Origin of the sequence: Thomasclavelia saccharogumia DSM 17460 (genome assembly GCF_000686665.1) — a bacterium.
Taxonomy (GTDB): domain Bacteria; phylum Bacillota_I; class Bacilli_A; order Erysipelotrichales; family Coprobacillaceae; genus Thomasclavelia; species Thomasclavelia saccharogumia.
The window spans coordinates 32,726-49,866 of the sequence record NZ_JMLH01000005.1 but is presented as its reverse complement, the minus strand read 5'-3'; the positions used below and the strand labels follow the sequence as shown (position 1 = coordinate 49,866).

Annotated in this window: 17 protein-coding genes; 2 read left to right on the top strand and 15 right to left on the bottom strand. The window is 29.1% G+C overall.

Annotated features, from left to right (window positions below):
• Nucleotides 1-12: 12 nt before the first annotated feature.
• From kdpC to kdpF, 4 genes are read right to left on the bottom strand one after another with little or no spacing between them, the layout of a single operon-like run.
• Nucleotides 13-633, bottom strand: coding sequence for a potassium-transporting ATPase subunit KdpC (gene kdpC / locus BR82_RS0102575; protein WP_027088897.1), 621 nt, complete (start codon nucleotides 631-633; stop codon nucleotides 13-15).
• Between the two features lie 10 nt (nucleotides 634-643).
• Nucleotides 644-2,701 carry a potassium-transporting ATPase subunit KdpB gene (gene kdpB, locus BR82_RS0102570; RefSeq protein WP_027088896.1) on the bottom strand — a complete coding sequence of 686 codons (2,058 nt, stop codon included), beginning with the start codon at nucleotides 2,699-2,701 and terminating at the stop codon, nucleotides 644-646.
• Between the two features lie 19 nt (nucleotides 2,702-2,720).
• Nucleotides 2,721-4,463, bottom strand: a complete 1,743-nt coding sequence (locus BR82_RS0102565) for a potassium-transporting ATPase subunit KdpA (protein ID WP_027088895.1) — start codon at nucleotides 4,461-4,463, stop codon at nucleotides 2,721-2,723.
• Nucleotides 4,464-4,478: 15 nt separating this feature from the next.
• Complete coding sequence (gene kdpF / locus BR82_RS17905) at nucleotides 4,479-4,556, bottom strand: K(+)-transporting ATPase subunit F (RefSeq protein ID WP_418080435.1); 78 nt, start codon at nucleotides 4,554-4,556, stop codon at nucleotides 4,479-4,481.
• Nucleotides 4,557-4,934: 378 nt separating this feature from the next.
• Between kdpF and BR82_RS0102555 the strand changes: the two genes are divergently transcribed.
• Nucleotides 4,935-6,830, top strand: a complete 1,896-nt coding sequence (locus BR82_RS0102555; RefSeq protein ID WP_027088894.1) for a DUF4118 domain-containing protein — start codon at nucleotides 4,935-4,937, stop codon at nucleotides 6,828-6,830.
• 169 nt (nucleotides 6,831-6,999) lie between these two features.
• Here BR82_RS0102555 and BR82_RS0102550 read toward each other — a convergent pair whose 3' ends face one another.
• Nucleotides 7,000-7,347: a nucleotidyltransferase family protein gene (locus BR82_RS0102550; protein ID WP_034863987.1), complete on the bottom strand. Its 348-nt coding sequence runs from the start codon at nucleotides 7,345-7,347 to the stop codon at nucleotides 7,000-7,002.
• Nucleotides 7,348-8,104: 757 nt separating this feature from the next.
• Nucleotides 8,105-8,743, bottom strand: coding sequence for a DUF4143 domain-containing protein (locus BR82_RS15035; protein ID WP_418080434.1), 639 nt, complete (start codon nucleotides 8,741-8,743; stop codon nucleotides 8,105-8,107).
• 182 nt (nucleotides 8,744-8,925) lie between these two features.
• Between BR82_RS15035 and BR82_RS15030 the strand changes: the two genes are divergently transcribed.
• Entirely contained in the window at nucleotides 8,926-9,555 is a 630-nt protein-coding gene (locus BR82_RS15030; protein ID WP_084300668.1) for a site-specific integrase, read from the top strand.
• Nucleotides 9,556-9,696: 141 nt separating this feature from the next.
• Here BR82_RS15030 and rpsR read toward each other — a convergent pair whose 3' ends face one another.
• The 9 genes from rpsR to BR82_RS0102495 form a co-directional block, all read right to left on the bottom strand.
• On the bottom strand, nucleotides 9,697-9,927 hold the full coding sequence (gene rpsR, locus BR82_RS0102535) for a 30S ribosomal protein S18 (protein WP_004610903.1): 231 nt from the start codon (nucleotides 9,925-9,927) through the stop codon (nucleotides 9,697-9,699).
• Between the two features lie 17 nt (nucleotides 9,928-9,944).
• On the bottom strand, nucleotides 9,945-10,412 hold the full coding sequence (gene ssb, locus BR82_RS0102530; protein ID WP_027088892.1) for a single-stranded DNA-binding protein: 468 nt from the start codon (nucleotides 10,410-10,412) through the stop codon (nucleotides 9,945-9,947).
• A gap of 14 nt (nucleotides 10,413-10,426) precedes the next feature.
• Nucleotides 10,427-10,708 carry a 30S ribosomal protein S6 gene (gene rpsF / locus BR82_RS0102525; protein ID WP_027088891.1) on the bottom strand — a complete coding sequence of 94 codons (282 nt, stop codon included), beginning with the start codon at nucleotides 10,706-10,708 and terminating at the stop codon, nucleotides 10,427-10,429.
• Nucleotides 10,709-10,990: 282 nt separating this feature from the next.
• Entirely contained in the window at nucleotides 10,991-12,163 is a 1,173-nt protein-coding gene (locus BR82_RS0102520; RefSeq protein WP_027088890.1) for a MalY/PatB family protein, read from the bottom strand.
• 2 nt (nucleotides 12,164-12,165) lie between these two features.
• Nucleotides 12,166-13,308 (bottom strand): trans-sulfuration enzyme family protein, encoded by a 1,143-nt coding sequence (locus BR82_RS0102515; protein WP_034863981.1) that lies wholly within the window; start codon nucleotides 13,306-13,308, stop codon nucleotides 12,166-12,168.
• 17 nt (nucleotides 13,309-13,325) lie between these two features.
• On the bottom strand, nucleotides 13,326-14,147 hold the full coding sequence (locus BR82_RS0102510) for a MetQ/NlpA family ABC transporter substrate-binding protein (protein WP_027088888.1): 822 nt from the start codon (nucleotides 14,145-14,147) through the stop codon (nucleotides 13,326-13,328).
• A 17-nt stretch (nucleotides 14,148-14,164) separates the two neighbouring features.
• Nucleotides 14,165-14,833, bottom strand: a complete 669-nt coding sequence (locus BR82_RS0102505; RefSeq protein ID WP_027088887.1) for a methionine ABC transporter permease — start codon at nucleotides 14,831-14,833, stop codon at nucleotides 14,165-14,167.
• Nucleotides 14,823-15,848 (bottom strand): methionine ABC transporter ATP-binding protein, encoded by a 1,026-nt coding sequence (locus BR82_RS0102500; RefSeq protein WP_027088886.1) that lies wholly within the window; start codon nucleotides 15,846-15,848, stop codon nucleotides 14,823-14,825. The genes BR82_RS0102505 and BR82_RS0102500 overlap by 11 nt, the downstream gene beginning before the upstream one ends.
• Entirely contained in the window at nucleotides 15,848-17,002 is a 1,155-nt protein-coding gene (locus BR82_RS0102495; protein ID WP_027088885.1) for an amidohydrolase, read from the bottom strand. The genes BR82_RS0102500 and BR82_RS0102495 overlap by 1 nt, the downstream gene beginning before the upstream one ends.
• Nucleotides 17,003-17,141: the final 139 nt, after the last annotated feature.

Sequence of the window (17,141 nt, the reverse complement as noted above, 5' to 3'; positions counted from 1 at the left end):
TTATTTTTCAATCTATGAAATTTCTTCCCATAAAGATAAGTTAAGTTTTAAAACATTAACCTTTTTTTCTCCAAAGATTTTTAAAAACTTATCTTCTGTATTTTCTTCAATTAATTTCTTTAATTTTTCTTTAGATAATCCTGTATTTGTTGCAATTCGATCAATTTGTACTGTTGCAGCCTCTACAGAAATATGTGGATCTAATCCTGATCCTGAAGCTGTAACTATATCTGAAGGGATATCTTCTTTTTTAACCGTTGGATTTTCTTTTAAAAACTCATCAATATCTTCACTTATACGTTTTTCCAATTCGGGGTTGCTTGATGAATAGTTATCACTTCCTGAAGACACACCATTATAATCACCATTTTCTTTATCTTCTTCAGTATAAGTATTGTAATTATATGCTGATGGGCGACAATGAAACAATCTTTCATCTGTAAAATCTTGTCCTACAAGAGATGAGCCAACTACTTTACCAGATTCATTTTCTATTAAACTTCCATTAGCTTGATCAGAAAAAATAACTTGTGATATTCCTGTTAAAACCATTGGATAAATAAAACCGCAAATGATAAACATTGCAATAGAAACAACCAGTGCTGTTTTAAAATGTTTTAAAAATTTTTTCATGATCTTCCTCCTACAATCCTAACAGTGATAATAATGGTGAAATAATAACATCTATAGTTTTTATTCCTAAAAAAGGACAAATTACCCCACCCAATCCATAAATAAGCATATTTCTTCCTAACATCCGTGATGCACTCATTGGTTTATATTTAACACCTTTCATAGCTAAAGGAATAAGGCATGGAATAATTACAGCATTAAAGATAAGAGCTGAAAGAACTGCGCTTGATGGAGAAGAAAGCCTCATAATATTCAATACATTCATTTGAGGAATTGCTACAGTAAATATAGCAGGTATAATTGCAAAATATTTTGCAATATCATTAGCAATAGAAAAAGTTGTTAATGAACCTCTTGTAATTAATAATTGTTTACCAATTTCAACAACTTCTAATATTTTAGTTGGATCTGAATCAAGATCAACCATATTTGCTGCTTCTTTAGCAGCTGAAGTTCCACTATTCATAGCAATTCCAACATCTGCCTGTGCAAGAGCTGGTGCATCATTGGTTCCATCACCTGTCATCGCAACAAGTTTGCCTTCATTTTGTTCTTTTTTTATAGCTTCAATTTTATCCTCCGGTTTACATTCAGCAATATAACCATCTACTCCTGCTTCCGCTGCAATAGTCGCAGCTGTTAAAGGATTATCACCTGTACACATAATTGTTTTTATCCCAATTTTTCTTAAACGTTCAAAACGCTCAACTAATCCTGGTTTAACGGTATCTTTTAAATAAATAACACCTAAAATTTTATAATCTATACAAACAACTAACGGTGTACCACCTAACTGAGATATTTGATCCACTTTTTGAGACAGGTCTTTAGGTACAGATCCATTATTTTCTTTAACATATTTAATAATGGCATCTCCAGCTCCTTTACGAATTTTATGCCCATCACTAGTATCTATCCCACTCATTTTACTCGCAGCAGTAAATTCAATAAGTTGACCATCTTGATAATCTTCATTTTTTATTTTTGATCCTAAATTTCTTGCTAATTTGACTGTTGATTTCCCTTCTGGAGTTTCATCATCTAATGAAGCAATGCAGGCAACATCAATGAGTTCCTTTTTATCAACATTATCAACAGGTATAAAATCACTTGCTAATCTATTTCCATAAGTTATTGTTCCAGTTTTATCTAAAATCATTGTATCCACATCACCACAAGCCTCAACCGCTTTTCCTGACATAGCAATAACATTAAAGCGAGTAACACGATCCATTCCCGCAATTCCAATAGCACTTAATAATGCTCCGATCGTTGTAGGAATCAAACAAACAGTTAAAGCAATAAGGGTCGAAATTGAAATTTTTACATTTAAATAAGATGCCATTGGATATAAGGTAACAATAACAATCAAAAAAATAATAGTCAAAGAAACAAGTAATGTATTTAAAGCTATTTCATTGGGTGTTTTTTGCCTAGAAGCACCTTCAACTAAAGAAATCATTTTATCAAGAAACGAATGACCAGGTTCAGCTGTAATTTCAATTTTAAGCCAATCAGAAACCACTGTTGTTCCACCTGTAACAGAAGCAAAATCACCACCACTTTCTTTTGTTACTGGTGCCGATTCACCAGTAATAGCTGATTCATCAATACTCGCAATCCCTTCGACAATTTCTCCATCACTAGGAATCAGTTCCCCTGCTTTAACCAAAATAATATCTCCTTTATTTAAATCATTAGAAGAAATTATTTTTTCTGTATCATCTTCTAAAATAATTCTTGCCTTAGTATCTTTTTTTGTCTTTTTTAATGTTTCTGCTTGTGCTTTTCCACGTCCTTCAGCAACCGATTCTGCGAAATTAGCAAACAGTAACGTAATAAATAATACAAATGCAACAATTCCATTATATAAACTTAAATTACTTCCTTCATCATTAAAAATATGTGGAAAAAACGTCAGAATGACACACACAACAAAACCTACTTCCACAACAAACATAACTGGATTTTTTATCATATACATGGGATTAAGTTTTACAAAAGCTCCTTTAATTGATGACCAAAGTATTTCGTGTGTTATAAACTTTGATTTAGTCCGATAACTCATATCATTATCTCCTTTCACTTTATAAAGTTAAAAACTCTGATAGTGGTCCTAAAGCCAATGATGGTAAAAATGTTAATGCTGCAAAAATGTAAACAATAAAAACTAAAATAATTGCAAATGAAACTGTATTAGTTTTTAATGTTCCTACTGTTTCATTAATATCCATCTTATTCATTAAGCTTCCAGCAATACCAAGCTGAATAATGATCGATAAATATCTTCCAAAAAACATAGCAAGTCCAGTAGTTATATTCCAAAAAAATGAATTATCAGCTAATCCCTCAAATCCAGATCCATTGTTTGCTGCTGCTGAGGAAAACTCATATAAAACCTGAGTTAAACCATGATAGCCAGGATTGATAATACCCTCTAATCCTGATTGTATCGAGATAGCCATAGCACTAAATCCTAAAATAAGCAATGGATGAATAATAATGCATAAGGCTACCATTTTCATCTCTTTACCTTCTATTTTCTTTCCTAGATACTCTGGTGTTCTACCAATCATTAATCCACATATGAAAACAGCAAGAATAACATAGATAAGCATATTCATTAAACCAACACCAGCCCCACCAAAAACAACATTCAACATCATATGCAATAGTGGCACTAACCCTCCTAAAGGGGTTAACGTATCGTGCATATTATTAACTGTCCCTGTTGTAAATGAAGTAGTCACAGTTGTAAACAATGAAGATTGAGCAATGCCAAAACGTACCTCTTTACCTTCCATATTTCCTAGTGTTTGAATAATACCCTGATTTTCTACAGCTGCATTTCCCTGGCTTTCACTATAAAAGCATAAACTTAGTCCAATTACGAATAATATTGACATACTAACAAAAATTGTACGTCCTTCTTTACCAAAGCTCATCTTATGACATAAATTTTGTAATTTATTCTTTTTAATTGTAACTAATTTCGTTAAATTTTTTTCTTGAAACTTATCATAAACCATATGTCCAAATACAAAAACACAAGAACCTGGTAATAACATCATAGAATATAGTTCTACGATATTAGTGAGAATATTTGGATTTTCTAATGGTGTTGAAGAATTAGCACCTAAAAAGCCCCCGCCGTTTGTTCCTAAATGTTTTATTGATTCTAGTGCTACGATTGGTCCAGAAGCAATATCTTGAAGTTTCCCTTCAATCGTTGTCAAAGTAATATTCGAATCTAAATTTTGTGGTACCCCTTGTGATACTAAAAATAATCCAACTATTAAAGATAATGGTAATAAAAATCGTGTAATGATACGAATAAAATCAACATAAAAATTTCCCATTGATTTACCTAAAATCCCTCTAACCATCGCTACACAAGCAGCATATCCTGATGCAGCAGAAGTGAACATCATCATAATAATAACAAACATCTGCGATAAATAAGATAAACTAGATTCACCTGAATAATGTTGAAGATTAGTATTTGTCATAAATGAAATAATTGTGTTGAAAGATAAAGATTCTTCCATTGAACTAATTCCATTTGGATTGAAGATTCCTATAGACTGTATTCTTAAAATTAAATATCCTACAAATACTAAACAAGTATTGACTAATAATAGGGTCAAAGCATATTTTTTCCATTCCATCTGTGATATATCGATTTTCAATATTTTATATAAAGTGTTGTCTACTAAATCAAAGACAGGATCAGCAAATGTTTTTTTATGTGTTGTTATATGGTATAGATATCTCCCTATTGGAAACATAATGACTAAAAAAATGAGTAATGTGCATATCACCTGTAACATAAAAATTCCTCCATCCTAAAATTTTTCAGGATTGATCAATGCATAAATCAAGTAACAAAATAATAATATAATTAAAATTACTAATAATAACATTTTTAATCCTCCTCTACTTTTTACTAATAAAATTATCAATCCAATCAGCGAAAAGCTTCATCATATAAAATAAAAAAACAATAATAAATATCATTCCAATATCTTTCATATTTCCCTCCATTTCAATCTATTAGCTATCCATATTTGCTATTTTTCTAAGTAAAAAGAGAAAATAATGTATGTAAATAATTACTTTACAATTTATCCTTCTTCTTAGACTTCTATAGGATATCTTGATACTATCATAGGCAAAATAAAAACTGTATTAAAAGAAATGATATCAAAATTAAAATAACATTAAAATTATGGTAAAAAACTTTTCGAATACCATAATTTATGTAAAATAAATAATATAAATATATATAGGGAGGGTCAAAGTTGAATCAACAATATGGAAAATTAAAAATATTCTTTGGATATTGTGCTGGTGTTGGAAAAACATATGCCATGTTAGAAGAAGCACAACAAAAGTCAGTACAAGGTATTGATGTTGTAATCGGATATATTGAACCTCATGATAGAAAAGAAACTACTGATCTCATTTATGGTTTAGAACAACTAGATAAAAGGCCTATCATGTATAAAAATCATTTATTTTATGAATTTGATTTAGATGCAGCCTTAAAAAGAAGACCAGAACTTATTCTTGTTGATGAACTTGCCCATACTAATATAAATGGTTCAAGGCATAAAAAAAGATATAGTGATATTGAAGAACTTTTAAAATCAGGAATCGATGTTTATACTACAGTTAATGTTCAACATTTAGAAAGTCTTCATGATATTGTAGAAAGTATCACACATATCAAAGTTAATGAACGAATCCCAGATTATATTTTTGATGATGCAGATGATATAAAACTTATTGATATTGAGGTTGAAGACTTGATCGAACGTCTAAAAAAGGGAAAAATTTATAGTCATAACCAAGCAAAAAAGGCTCTAGAAAACTTTTTTATAAAAAACAATTTAATAGCTTTAAGAGAGATTGCTTTAAGACGATGCGCAGATCGAATCAATCTTATTAACTCTAATCAAAATAAACCCTTTTCAAAAGAACATATTATGGTGTGTTTAGGAACTTCTCCTACTAATCAAAAAGTCATTCGAACAGCAGCAAGAATGGCTAAAGCATTTCATGCAGATCTTACAGCACTATATGTTGAAACATCAAAAAGTAATAATATGTCAAAAAAGTCATCACAGCAATTACAATCAAATTTATTACTTGCACATCATTTAAAAGCAGATATTATATCTACTTATGGGGATGATATTGCTTATCAAATTAGTCAATATGCTAAAACAAGTAATGTATCTAAGTTAGTATTAGGTCGTTCTTATCAAAAGCCATCAATATTTAAAAATATTACAATTGTAGATCAATTAACAAAATTAGCACCCGATCTTGAAATTTTTATTATTCCCGATGTTCAATCAGCTGCTCAAAAAAAACATCTTGATTTAAATAACTTTTTTAAATTTTCTTTGCGTGAAACATTTATTACTATTACTACACTTACTATAACAACTGTATTAGCTTTTATCATTTATCATCTTAACTTAAATATAACGAATATTATTTTATTTTATATATTAGCTTCCTGTTTTATTGGAATGATAACTTACTATCCTATTTATAATTTAATAGGAACATTTATTAGTATTATTCTCATAGATGTTTTATTTATTGAACCACGCTTTTCTCTTATTATATTTTCTAAAGAATATCTTATTATTTTTTTAGTTATGATCGTTGTATCATTATCTATTAGTACAATGGGGAGCCGGTTAAAAAAAGAAAATATCCTAGCATCTCTTCGTTCTCATAGTTTAGAAATTCTTTTACAAACAAGCAAAAAACTTCAATTAGCAAATAGCTATGAAGAAATTATGAGAGAAACATATTATCAATTAAACAAGATGCTTAATCGTACAATTATATTTTATCCAGTAAAAAATCAAGAATTGCAAAAACCTATTATTTACCCTCAACATATAACAGAAAACTTGAAAAAAAGATTGCTATCTTCCAAAGAAACAGCTGTTGCTAAATGGGTATTTTCAAACAATAAAAATGCCGGCGCATCAACTGGTACATTATCAGATGCTCAAGCATTATATTTAGCTATTAGAAAAAATAATATCGTTTATGCTGTAATAGGTATTGAAATAGAACAAGATGAAAATCTCTTGCCCTATGAAAAAACATTATTAATAGCCATATTAAATGAAATTGCTCTTGCTATAGATTCAATAGAAAAAAGTAGGTAAGTTTTTATTATAATTTTTCTAAAATATGAGCTTACAGCAAAATCTTTTTTTGAAATTTACACCATCTAATACAACACAGAATATCAAATAATAAGACAATTAGCTGAGCTTTTTACTAATTTAATACGTTAGAATAATTTTTTCTAAACAGTACCTAGATAAATCTATTCTAATTTGCCCTATAAAGTGTTTGACCCTCTCTAACTATATTTTGATAAAAAGGAAGTACATTACATCGATATTTAAATGAATTTATATCTCTAAAAAGAATAGACACAAATATATCATTTTCTAGCCCAATTTCACTAGCTATTTCACTTATATCATCACTAAAATTAAGAGTTTCTTCATAAGGACAATCAAATAGAACCATAATATCCATATCTGATTGTTCGTCATTATCATCTCTAGCATAAGAGCCATAAAGAATGATGCTTTTTATCTTTTTTCCATAAAGACTAACTAAACTATCTGTAACTTCTTTTCCAATTTTTTTAATTAATTCTTTATCGTTCATTTATCCAACCTCCATTATTTCATTTATATTATAACACTAAAAGAATTGAGTATGTCGTTTTTAATATGTTTCATTAAACCGATTTTACAATGCAGATTGAATTTCTACTCATTTTTATAATATATATAATACAGCTATACAAGTTTGTTTAATTAATTATTCTACCATTTCATCTATCATATTTAATAATTTTAAATTTAACTACTGAAATTTTACTATTATGATTGATTTTTAAATATTAGTATCTAACCATCTGTATTCTATTTGTATTCAAATAATTAATTAAATTCATGATAACAAGATGTATATGCTGATTTATCTTTTTATCAGACATTTCAAATTAATGATTATATGATGTAATTAAAATTTACTAACTGTTTTCATTAAATACAAAATAATAAAAAGCAGCAATTATATGCTACTTACCATTTAAAACTAAATTTTTCTAATATTTATGAATCTTTCTACTCCCTTTATTTAGCCTGATTTTAATTAATAACCAACGTATAATAACCTTTATTTTATAAGCATTATTTTCATTGATTTTTAGTCTATGTATTACATTTTTTTGTGAATTTATAGCTATTATTTTTATTTAATAAATTTTTTAGTACCATAACAGGATCACTTAAACTATTTTTTTAAAGATAGATATTTTGTATACTATCAGTCAATTCTCATTATAATGTTTAATAAATTGTGATAATTTACCTGTGAAATTTTCTATTTGCAACTCTTTTTAATTTAATATAATTTTTTATATAAATGGTGCTAAGTATATAGGCATAAACTGTATATTTTTTTCTTGCTGATAATCTTTTTGCGAAAAAACATAACACTTATTGATATGTTTTGAATATTTTTTTGCAAATTCTTGAATTGATTCATATTTTCCCATTCCTGATGATTTGACTTCTATAGCAGAAATCTTAGTTCCTTCTGAAATTAAGAAATCCACCTCATAATAATGGGTACTTCCCTCTTTTTCCCATGTATGATAATATAATTCTCTATCCATTGATACTAATAATTGTGCCATTAAGTTTTCATATAAATATCCTAGATTCGCTGGCAATTTATCAGAAAGAAGTTTAGCATATATTTCATTTTCTACAATAGGTCTATCTATAAACATAAGTGTTACAAATAATCCTGTATCAGACAAATAAAGTTTATAACTGTCCATATCTTTAGTTAATGATAGACTTACTCTAGGATCTGTAGAATTATAGCAGGGTAATACAGTTTTTGAATCAATTAAATCAAATAATAATTCTTCTTCTCTAACGGTAACTCTCTTCCCTAGTGCAGATGAAATACGATATTTTTTTTGATCCCTTGCCAACTGTGCAGGAATTGAATGATATAATGCAGATATTTTACCAGAGGAATCTATTTTTTTAAAATCTTCCTCATAAAGATTGATAATCTGACGTTTTACATTATCTATAGTAGAAAAATTATTCCCTTTAACATAAGCTGTTGATTAGCACATTATATAAACAAAAAAAGACAGGAACAAATCAAATTAAATTAATAAATATAAAAAAAACAGCTGAAATAATTTGATAAATTAATATGCAAATTATCTCAACTGTTTTATTATTATGTTTAAGGAGATCGGCATACAAAAAGAAAGGATCATTGGATTGCAGTCCTACCTTCCTTTTTTCCAAAAACAGCAGATGTATTGGTAGTCATAAAAGCAAAGAAATGCAGGTTTACACTTTAGAAGAATTTAATAAACTCATACAATGTTTTGATGATCAAGCAGATGTTGCTATTTTTACAACACTTTATTATACAGGTATGAGAAAAGGTGAGCTTTTTGCCTTAACTAGAAAGGATATAGACCTTGATAAAGGTATTATCAATATTGATAAGTCATATCAAAGACTTCAAGCAAAAGATGTCATTACATCACCTAAAACACCAAAAAGTATAAGAAAAATTGAAATATCTAAATTTCTTATTCAAATTCTTAAAGATTATATAGATACATTATACGATGTATCTGATGATACCTATATTTTTATGCACCATTATGTAAAACTAAGAGATAGATTAAAAAAAGCTCAAAAGAAAGCAAATCTTCCTGAAATTACAGTTCATAGCTTTAGACACTGTCATGCCTCATTATTAATCAATATGGGATATAATCCTTTACTTGTTGCAGATAGGCTTGGTGATAATGTAGAACAGTTATGAAAATTTATAGTCATTTATATCCAACAAAGAAAAATGAATTAATTCAAAAATTAGATAATTTAACAAGTGATGTCAAAATGATGTCAACGACACCTCAAGAAAAGAAAAATCCTTGATTTTATCAAGGATTTTTAGTATCAATTAATCACCAACGTATGGTAATAAAGCCATTTGACGGGCGCGTTTAATAGCAGTTGCTAACATTCTTTGATATTTAGCGCTAGTTCCTGTTACACGTCTTGGAATAATCTTTCCATTAGCTGAAACAAATCTTTTTAATAATTCAACATCTTTATAATCAATATAAGTAATATTATTTTTTGTAAAATAACAAACTTTTTTTCTACCCATTCTTTGTTTTCTAAATGCCATATTTTTAACTCCTTTCATCAAAACTGAATATCATCTTCCATAATATCATATGTGTTTAGTGAGTTATCAAATTCTTTCTCCAATTCAACCGTTTTCATATCATAAAAATTATCATTACTTTGCGGCTGTTGCATTTGAACTTGAGATTGTACTCTTTCTCGTGCTGCTTTTGTCTCTAAAAATTGAACACTATCACATACAACTTCTACAACATATACTCTTTGTCCTTGAGCATTATCATAGCTCCGCGTTTGGATTCTTCCTTCAACACCAACTAAACTACCTTTAGAACAATATCTTTCTACATTCTCAGCTGGCTTACGCCAAACAACACAATTAATAAAATCAGCTTGTTGCTGACCGTCTCTTGATGTATAGTTACGATTTACTGCTAATGTAAATGACGTAACTGCATCACCCTGACCAGTTCTCCTAAGTTCTGGATCTCTAGTCATCCGACCAACTAAGACTACTCTATTTATCATTTAGTAACCTCCTATTATTTACGAAGAGTTAAATGACGTAACATAGATGAATTAATATTTGATAAACGTTCAAATTCAGCAATATCCGCAGCTGTACATGTTGTATCAACAACTACATAATATCCTTTTTTAAAATCTTGGATTTCATAAGCTAAATCACGTAATCCCCATTCGTCAACGTTATCAACAGTTCCACCGTTAGCTGTTAAGATTCCTTTAAAGCTTTCGATTAATTTGTTTCTTGCGTCTTCTTCAACATCGGGTTTTACAATAAACATAATTTCATACTTGTTCATTTTTATACCTCCTATGGTCTATTGGCTTATTTTATAAAATAAGCAGGCAGTAAATAAAATATTTTACATGCTCATTCATAATAACACATTAATTGATTTAAGGCAATAAATTTTTATTTTGAGTTTTGTTATTTTGCATGCCCTGTATTGTAAAATGAAACTAGAATTAAGATATATAATGATTCTATTAGTTTTTGTTTTATCATTACTACAAAATTATTTAAAATTTAAATGATAACTACTTCTTTCATTATTCTATTTTCTTTTTTTATATTCAACTTGTTATTTTGACAACGCCTTTTTTAAATTAAACAATGCTTTTTCTAAAATTGATAGCGGACATGCTATATTTATCCGCTGAAAACCAACTCCTTCAATACCAAACATTTTACCACTATCTAACCATAATCCAGCTTTTTCAACAATTAATTTTTCTAATTCTTCTTCTGATAAATTTAATTTACGAAAATCAAGCCAAACTAAATAAGTTCCTTCAGGTTCAATTAAACTTACTAATGGTAACTCATTTTTCAAAAAGTTCCTAATATATTTAAGATTTCGAATTAAATACACTTTTAATTCCTCAAGCCAAATATCTCCAAATTCATATGCAGCTTTACAGGCAACTATACCAAATAAATTTAATTGACTATATCCTGTTTGTACAACAGCTTTTTCAAAATCTTTTTTCATTTTTAAATTTGGAATAAATATATTAGAAACTTGCAATCCAGCAAGATTAAATGTTTTGCTTGGAGAAGTACATGTTACTGTGTTCATTAAAAATTGTGGATCTAATGAAGCAAATACATAGTGTTTATGCCCTGGATAAGTAAAATCACAATGAATCTCGTCACTTATTACTTTTACATTATGCTTTAAACATATATTACCTAAATTAATCAATTCATCTTTACGCCATACTCTTCCAACTGGATTATGAGGACTGCACAAAATAAACAATTTTACATTATTTTCAATAATCTTTCTTTCAAAATCTATAAAATCAATTTCATAATGATCATTCTTCAATAATAATGGATTGGTTACTAAATTACGTTTATTATCTAATATAACTTCATAAAAAGGATAATATACTGGTGTTTGAATAATGATGCTATCATTTTCTTTAGTATAAGCTCTAATAGCTGCTGAAATCGCAAATACGACTCCTGGAGTTTTGATTAGCCAGGAAGGTTTTAAATACCATTGAAAATATCTTTGATACCAATTTTGAATAACTTTAAAATAATCTTCTTTACTTTCACTATAACCATAAACACCTAATTCTACATATTTTTTTAACTCACTAATTACTTCATTTGTCGTCATAAAATCCATGTCAGCCACCCAAAGAGGTAAAATGTCTTCTGGTTTTCCACGTTCTTTTGAAAAATCATATTTTAAAGATAATGTATTTTTTCTTTCAATTACTTGATCAAAATTATAAACCATCACTATTTCCCTATTGCTTGAGATAAATCTGCAAGTAAATCATCAATATTTTCAATTCCTACTGATAATCTTAAAAAGTCATCTGTTATTCCCAACTCTTGCCTTATTTCTTCAGGAACATCGCTATGTGTTTGAATCATCGGATAAGTTATCAAAGTTTCTACTCCTCCTAAGCTTTCAGCATAGGTAATAACTTTTACATTTTCTAAAATTCTACGGGCAGTGCTTGATGAATCAACTCTAAATGAAATCATACTTCCTGCTCCTCTAGCCTGTGATTTATTTATCTCATATCCTGGATGTGTTTTTAGTCCTGGGTAATAAACTTGTGTAATCTTTTTTTGGCGAGATAACCAGTCAGCAATTTTAACAGCATTTTCTTGTTGGCAATCTTGACGAATTGCCAGTGTTTTTATACCTCTAATTAATAAATAACTATCAAATGGTGATAAACAACATCCTTTAGTTTTGTATATTTCTCTTATTTTTTTTGCAAGTTTATCACTAGAAGTAGAAATCACCCCAGCAATAACATCATTATGACCACTTAAAAATTTTGTACCACTATGAATTACTATATCTGCTCCCAGCTCTAATGGTGTTTGTAAATAAGGTGATAAAAATGTATTATCAACAATTAAAAGTAAATTATTTTGTTTAGCTATTTGTCCGATTTTTCTTAAATCACTAATTTTCATTAAAGGATTACTTGGAGTTTCAATATATATAGCACGAGTTTGCGGCTTAATTGTTTTTTCAATTGCATTAGTATCTGCTGTATTTACATATGAAAATTCTAAACCAAAATGATTATAAAAATTAAACATTCTTACTGATCCACCATATAAATCATCACCACAAATAATATGATCACCAGGATCAAACAATGATAAACAGATAGAAATTGCTGACATCCCACTAGAACAGGCAACTGTATCTACAGCGCCTTCTAGTGTTTTTATAATCTCTTCTAAATAACTTCTAGTAGGATTACTTTCTCTTGAATAATCATATCCTTGATTTTGACCAATTCCTGGATGAGAAAACATTGCGGTTTGATAAATAGGAACAGCAACAGCTCCATATGATTTAGTTAAACAATCAGATTCCTTTCCATGAATACACTTTGTTTCTATTTTATACATATATCGTGCCTCCAACATTAATTATATTCTGGAACATACCATAAACCATCATTATTTTTATCTAAATACTCTTTAAATTCATCAGATTGATATGCTTTTACAATATCTTTTGCCCATTTACTATCTTTATTATCTTTTCTTACTACAACTTGAAGTAACAAGTGATCTAAGATATCTTCTTGTAACAATGCAGTTGATGGATCGATTTTAGCATTATAGACGATTGATCCAGTGATTACAGCATAAGCAAATTCATCTAATGATTGTGGAATCATTGTAGAATCCATTTCAGTAAATTTTATATCATATAAATTTTTTGTTATATCATTTTGCGTTACTGTAGAAATATCTTTACTTGGATCCAATTCTATCCATCCTGCTTTTTGTAGTAAAGCATAAGCACGAGCTGTATTGGCTGCATCATTTGGCACCGCTATTTTAGCTCCTTTTTCGATTTCATTTAAATCTTTATGTGTTTGGGAAAAAATTCCCGCTGGAACAGTTGGAATAGCGCCCAAAGCAACTAATTCTCCATTTTGTGACTCATTAAAATTATTCATATATGCTGTATGCTGTTCAACATTAACATCGATTTCACCTTCATTTAATGCAATATCATTTTGTAATAAGTCTGAAAACTCGACTACTTCAAACTTATATCCTTGTTTTTCTAAAATTGGAATTATCGCATCTTCGAATAAAACTGTATACGGTCCGGCTGCTTTACCATAGCGAATCGTTGTTTTGTTTTCATCGTTACTTGTTTGATTTGAACCACAAGCAGTAAAAACAAATCCTAAAACTAATACTGTAAAAACTGAAATTATTTTCTTTAACATTTTTCTTCCCCCTAAATTTATTTATGTGTTCTTAATTTTTTTGATATATAATTTCCTAATGTTTGAATCAATTGCACAAATATAATCAATATGATTACTGTCACAACCATTAATTCATTATTAAAACGTTGATAACCATAGGTTAGTGCTAAATCACCTATACCTCCACCACCAATAGTACCAGCCATTGCTGTAGCCCCAAGTAATCCAATAGTACCGGTAGTTATCGCAAGAACAAGTGAAGCCTTAGCCTCTGGTAACAAAAAGTACCAAATTATTTCGAAAGTATTTGCTCCTAATGCTGTAGCTGCTTCTAAAATTCCTGGCTTAACTTCAAGTATCGAACTTTCGATTAATCGTGCTAAATATGGTGCAATATAGAAAACTAATGGAACGATAGCAGCTTTAGTTCCTATTCTTGTTCCTACTAACGATTTGGTTAAAGGAGTAATAAATACTAATAAAATAACAAATGGTACTGAACGAACTAAATTTACAATACCATTGACGATCCCATAGATTATCCGATTACTCCTTAGTCCATCTTTACGTGTTAAAACTAAAACTAAGGCTAATGGTATTCCAATTATTGTTCCAAAAAACAAAGCCCAGCCCAACATATAGATCGTCTGAACTGCACAATCTATTAGTTTATCTGATCCAACATTTAATAGATTATCGCTCATTTGTAGTCACCACCCTTTCAATCGCAATTCCCCTTTTAATTACATATTTTTCTGCTTTATCAATTTCGTTTTTATCTCCTTGTAATTGTAAAATCAAGATTCCTAAAACCGTATTTTGAATTTCATTAACTGATGCAAACAAAATAGTCGTTGTAACATTAAACTGTTTATTAATTTGTGAAACTACAGAATCCTGTGAATTTTTTCCAAAAAAAGTTAATTTGACAATTGGATCAGCATAATCTAAGTTTCTTAGAATTGTTTCTGGTATCGAACTGTTGATTACAGTTTTAACAAACTTTTTAGTTATTTCCTGTTGCGGATTGCTAAAAAGTTTTATTGTATCCCCCTGTTCACAGATTTTTCCATTTTCCATTACAGCTACTTTATTACAAATTTTCTTAATAACATTCATTTCATGGGTAATCAATAAAATAGTAATATTTAATTCAATATTTATTTTTTTTAACAATAACAAGATTGATTCTGTCGTTTCTGGATCTAATGCACTAGTTGCCTCATCACATAACAAAATTTTAGGATTAGTAGCTAAAGCTCGTGCTATTCCGATTCTCTGTTTTTGACCTCCAGATAATTGTGAAACATAAACATCACTTTTATCCTTTAGACCTACGAAATCTAATAGTTCGTATACTCTTTTCTTTATATCTTGTTTATTATATTTTGCTAAAATCAAAGGAATAGCAATATTTTGAAAAACTGTTTGACTATCTAATAGGTTAAATTGTTGAAAAACCATCCCGATTTCTTTTCTTAATCTATTTAATTTTTTTGATGAATAATTCGTGATATTTTTACCTTCAATAAAAACATTTCCTTGATCAGGTTTTTCTAATAGATTTACCATTCTAATTAATGTTGACTTCCCAGCTCCAGAATAACCAATTACACCAAATATATCCCCTTTTTCTACTTTGATAGAAACATCCTGTAACGCATGAACCTCTTCAAAACGAGTATGAAAAGTTTTAGAAACATGTTCTATTTCAATCATCAATATTCCTCCTCTGCTTCTATTTTTAGTAAGGCTTTAACAGCTAATCGACTCATATATTTAGCTGCAAATGATAAAGCTTTAGGATCAACTTGAAATTTTGGATGGTGATTAGGATATGTCTTACCTGTTCCAATTTGAATAAATGTTCCTTTGATTTTCTCCAGGTAAAAAGCAAAATCCTCACCACCAAGAGAAACTGCACTTGAAGCTACATTAATGTCATCTTCCTTAGCTACATTTTTTGCAAAATCACTCCACTCTTTATCATTGATTACAGCCCCTGGTCCTGCTATCCATTTAACTTCTGTATCAATTTGATATGCTTTGCCTATATACTCTACTATTTCTCTTAAACGTTCTTCATAAAGTTTTCGGTCATTTAATTCTAATGTTCTAATTGTCCCTTCTAAAAATGCTGTTTCAGGGATTACATTCCATGTCTTCCCTGCTTCAACATGAGTAATACTAACAACACCACTTGATAACGGATCAGTATTACGACTAACTATCGTTTGTATAGCATTTATCAAAGCTCCTAAAGCTACAATTGGATCTTTTCCTTGCTGTGGATGTGCTGCATGAGTACCAAATCCTTTTAATTTAATTTCAAACCGATCTACTGCAGCAGTAATACTTCCTGTTTTTATACCCAATGTTCCAACTGGAAACACCGATGAACTATGAATCCCAAAAATTGCTTCTACATCATCAAGTGCTTTTGATTCAATAATTTTCAAAGCTCCTAGTGAAGATTCTTCTGCTGGTTGAAAAATTAATTTTACTGTTCCGTGAATATTTTCTTGCTGTTTCTTTAATAATAATGCAGTTCCATAAATAGTCGTAAGATGAAAATCATGACCACAGGCATGCATTTTCCCCTCAGATTTAGAACGCCACTGTAAATCAGTTTCTTCATCAACTGGTAAAGCATCAATATCACTTCTTAGCGCAATTACTGGTCCAGGATATTTTCCCCTAATTATTGCTACCAAACCTGTATTTAATGGCAGATCTAAAATTTCAATATCATGCTCTTTCAGCAGTTTTTTTATTCGTAAAGTTGTTTCATATTCTTGATAAGATAATTCTGGATGAGCGTGAAACCATTTAAATTGGGTTTCTAATTCAATTTGTAATAAATCTTTTTTCATTTTTCTTCCCCCTATGTTAAAAAAAGGATGTTCATTGCGAACATCCTCCTTCTTGAATTTAATAAAATAAAAGATTAAGAATATTTGCGTACACGAAAATATACTCTATACATTTGTATACAGCTACACATACACATCA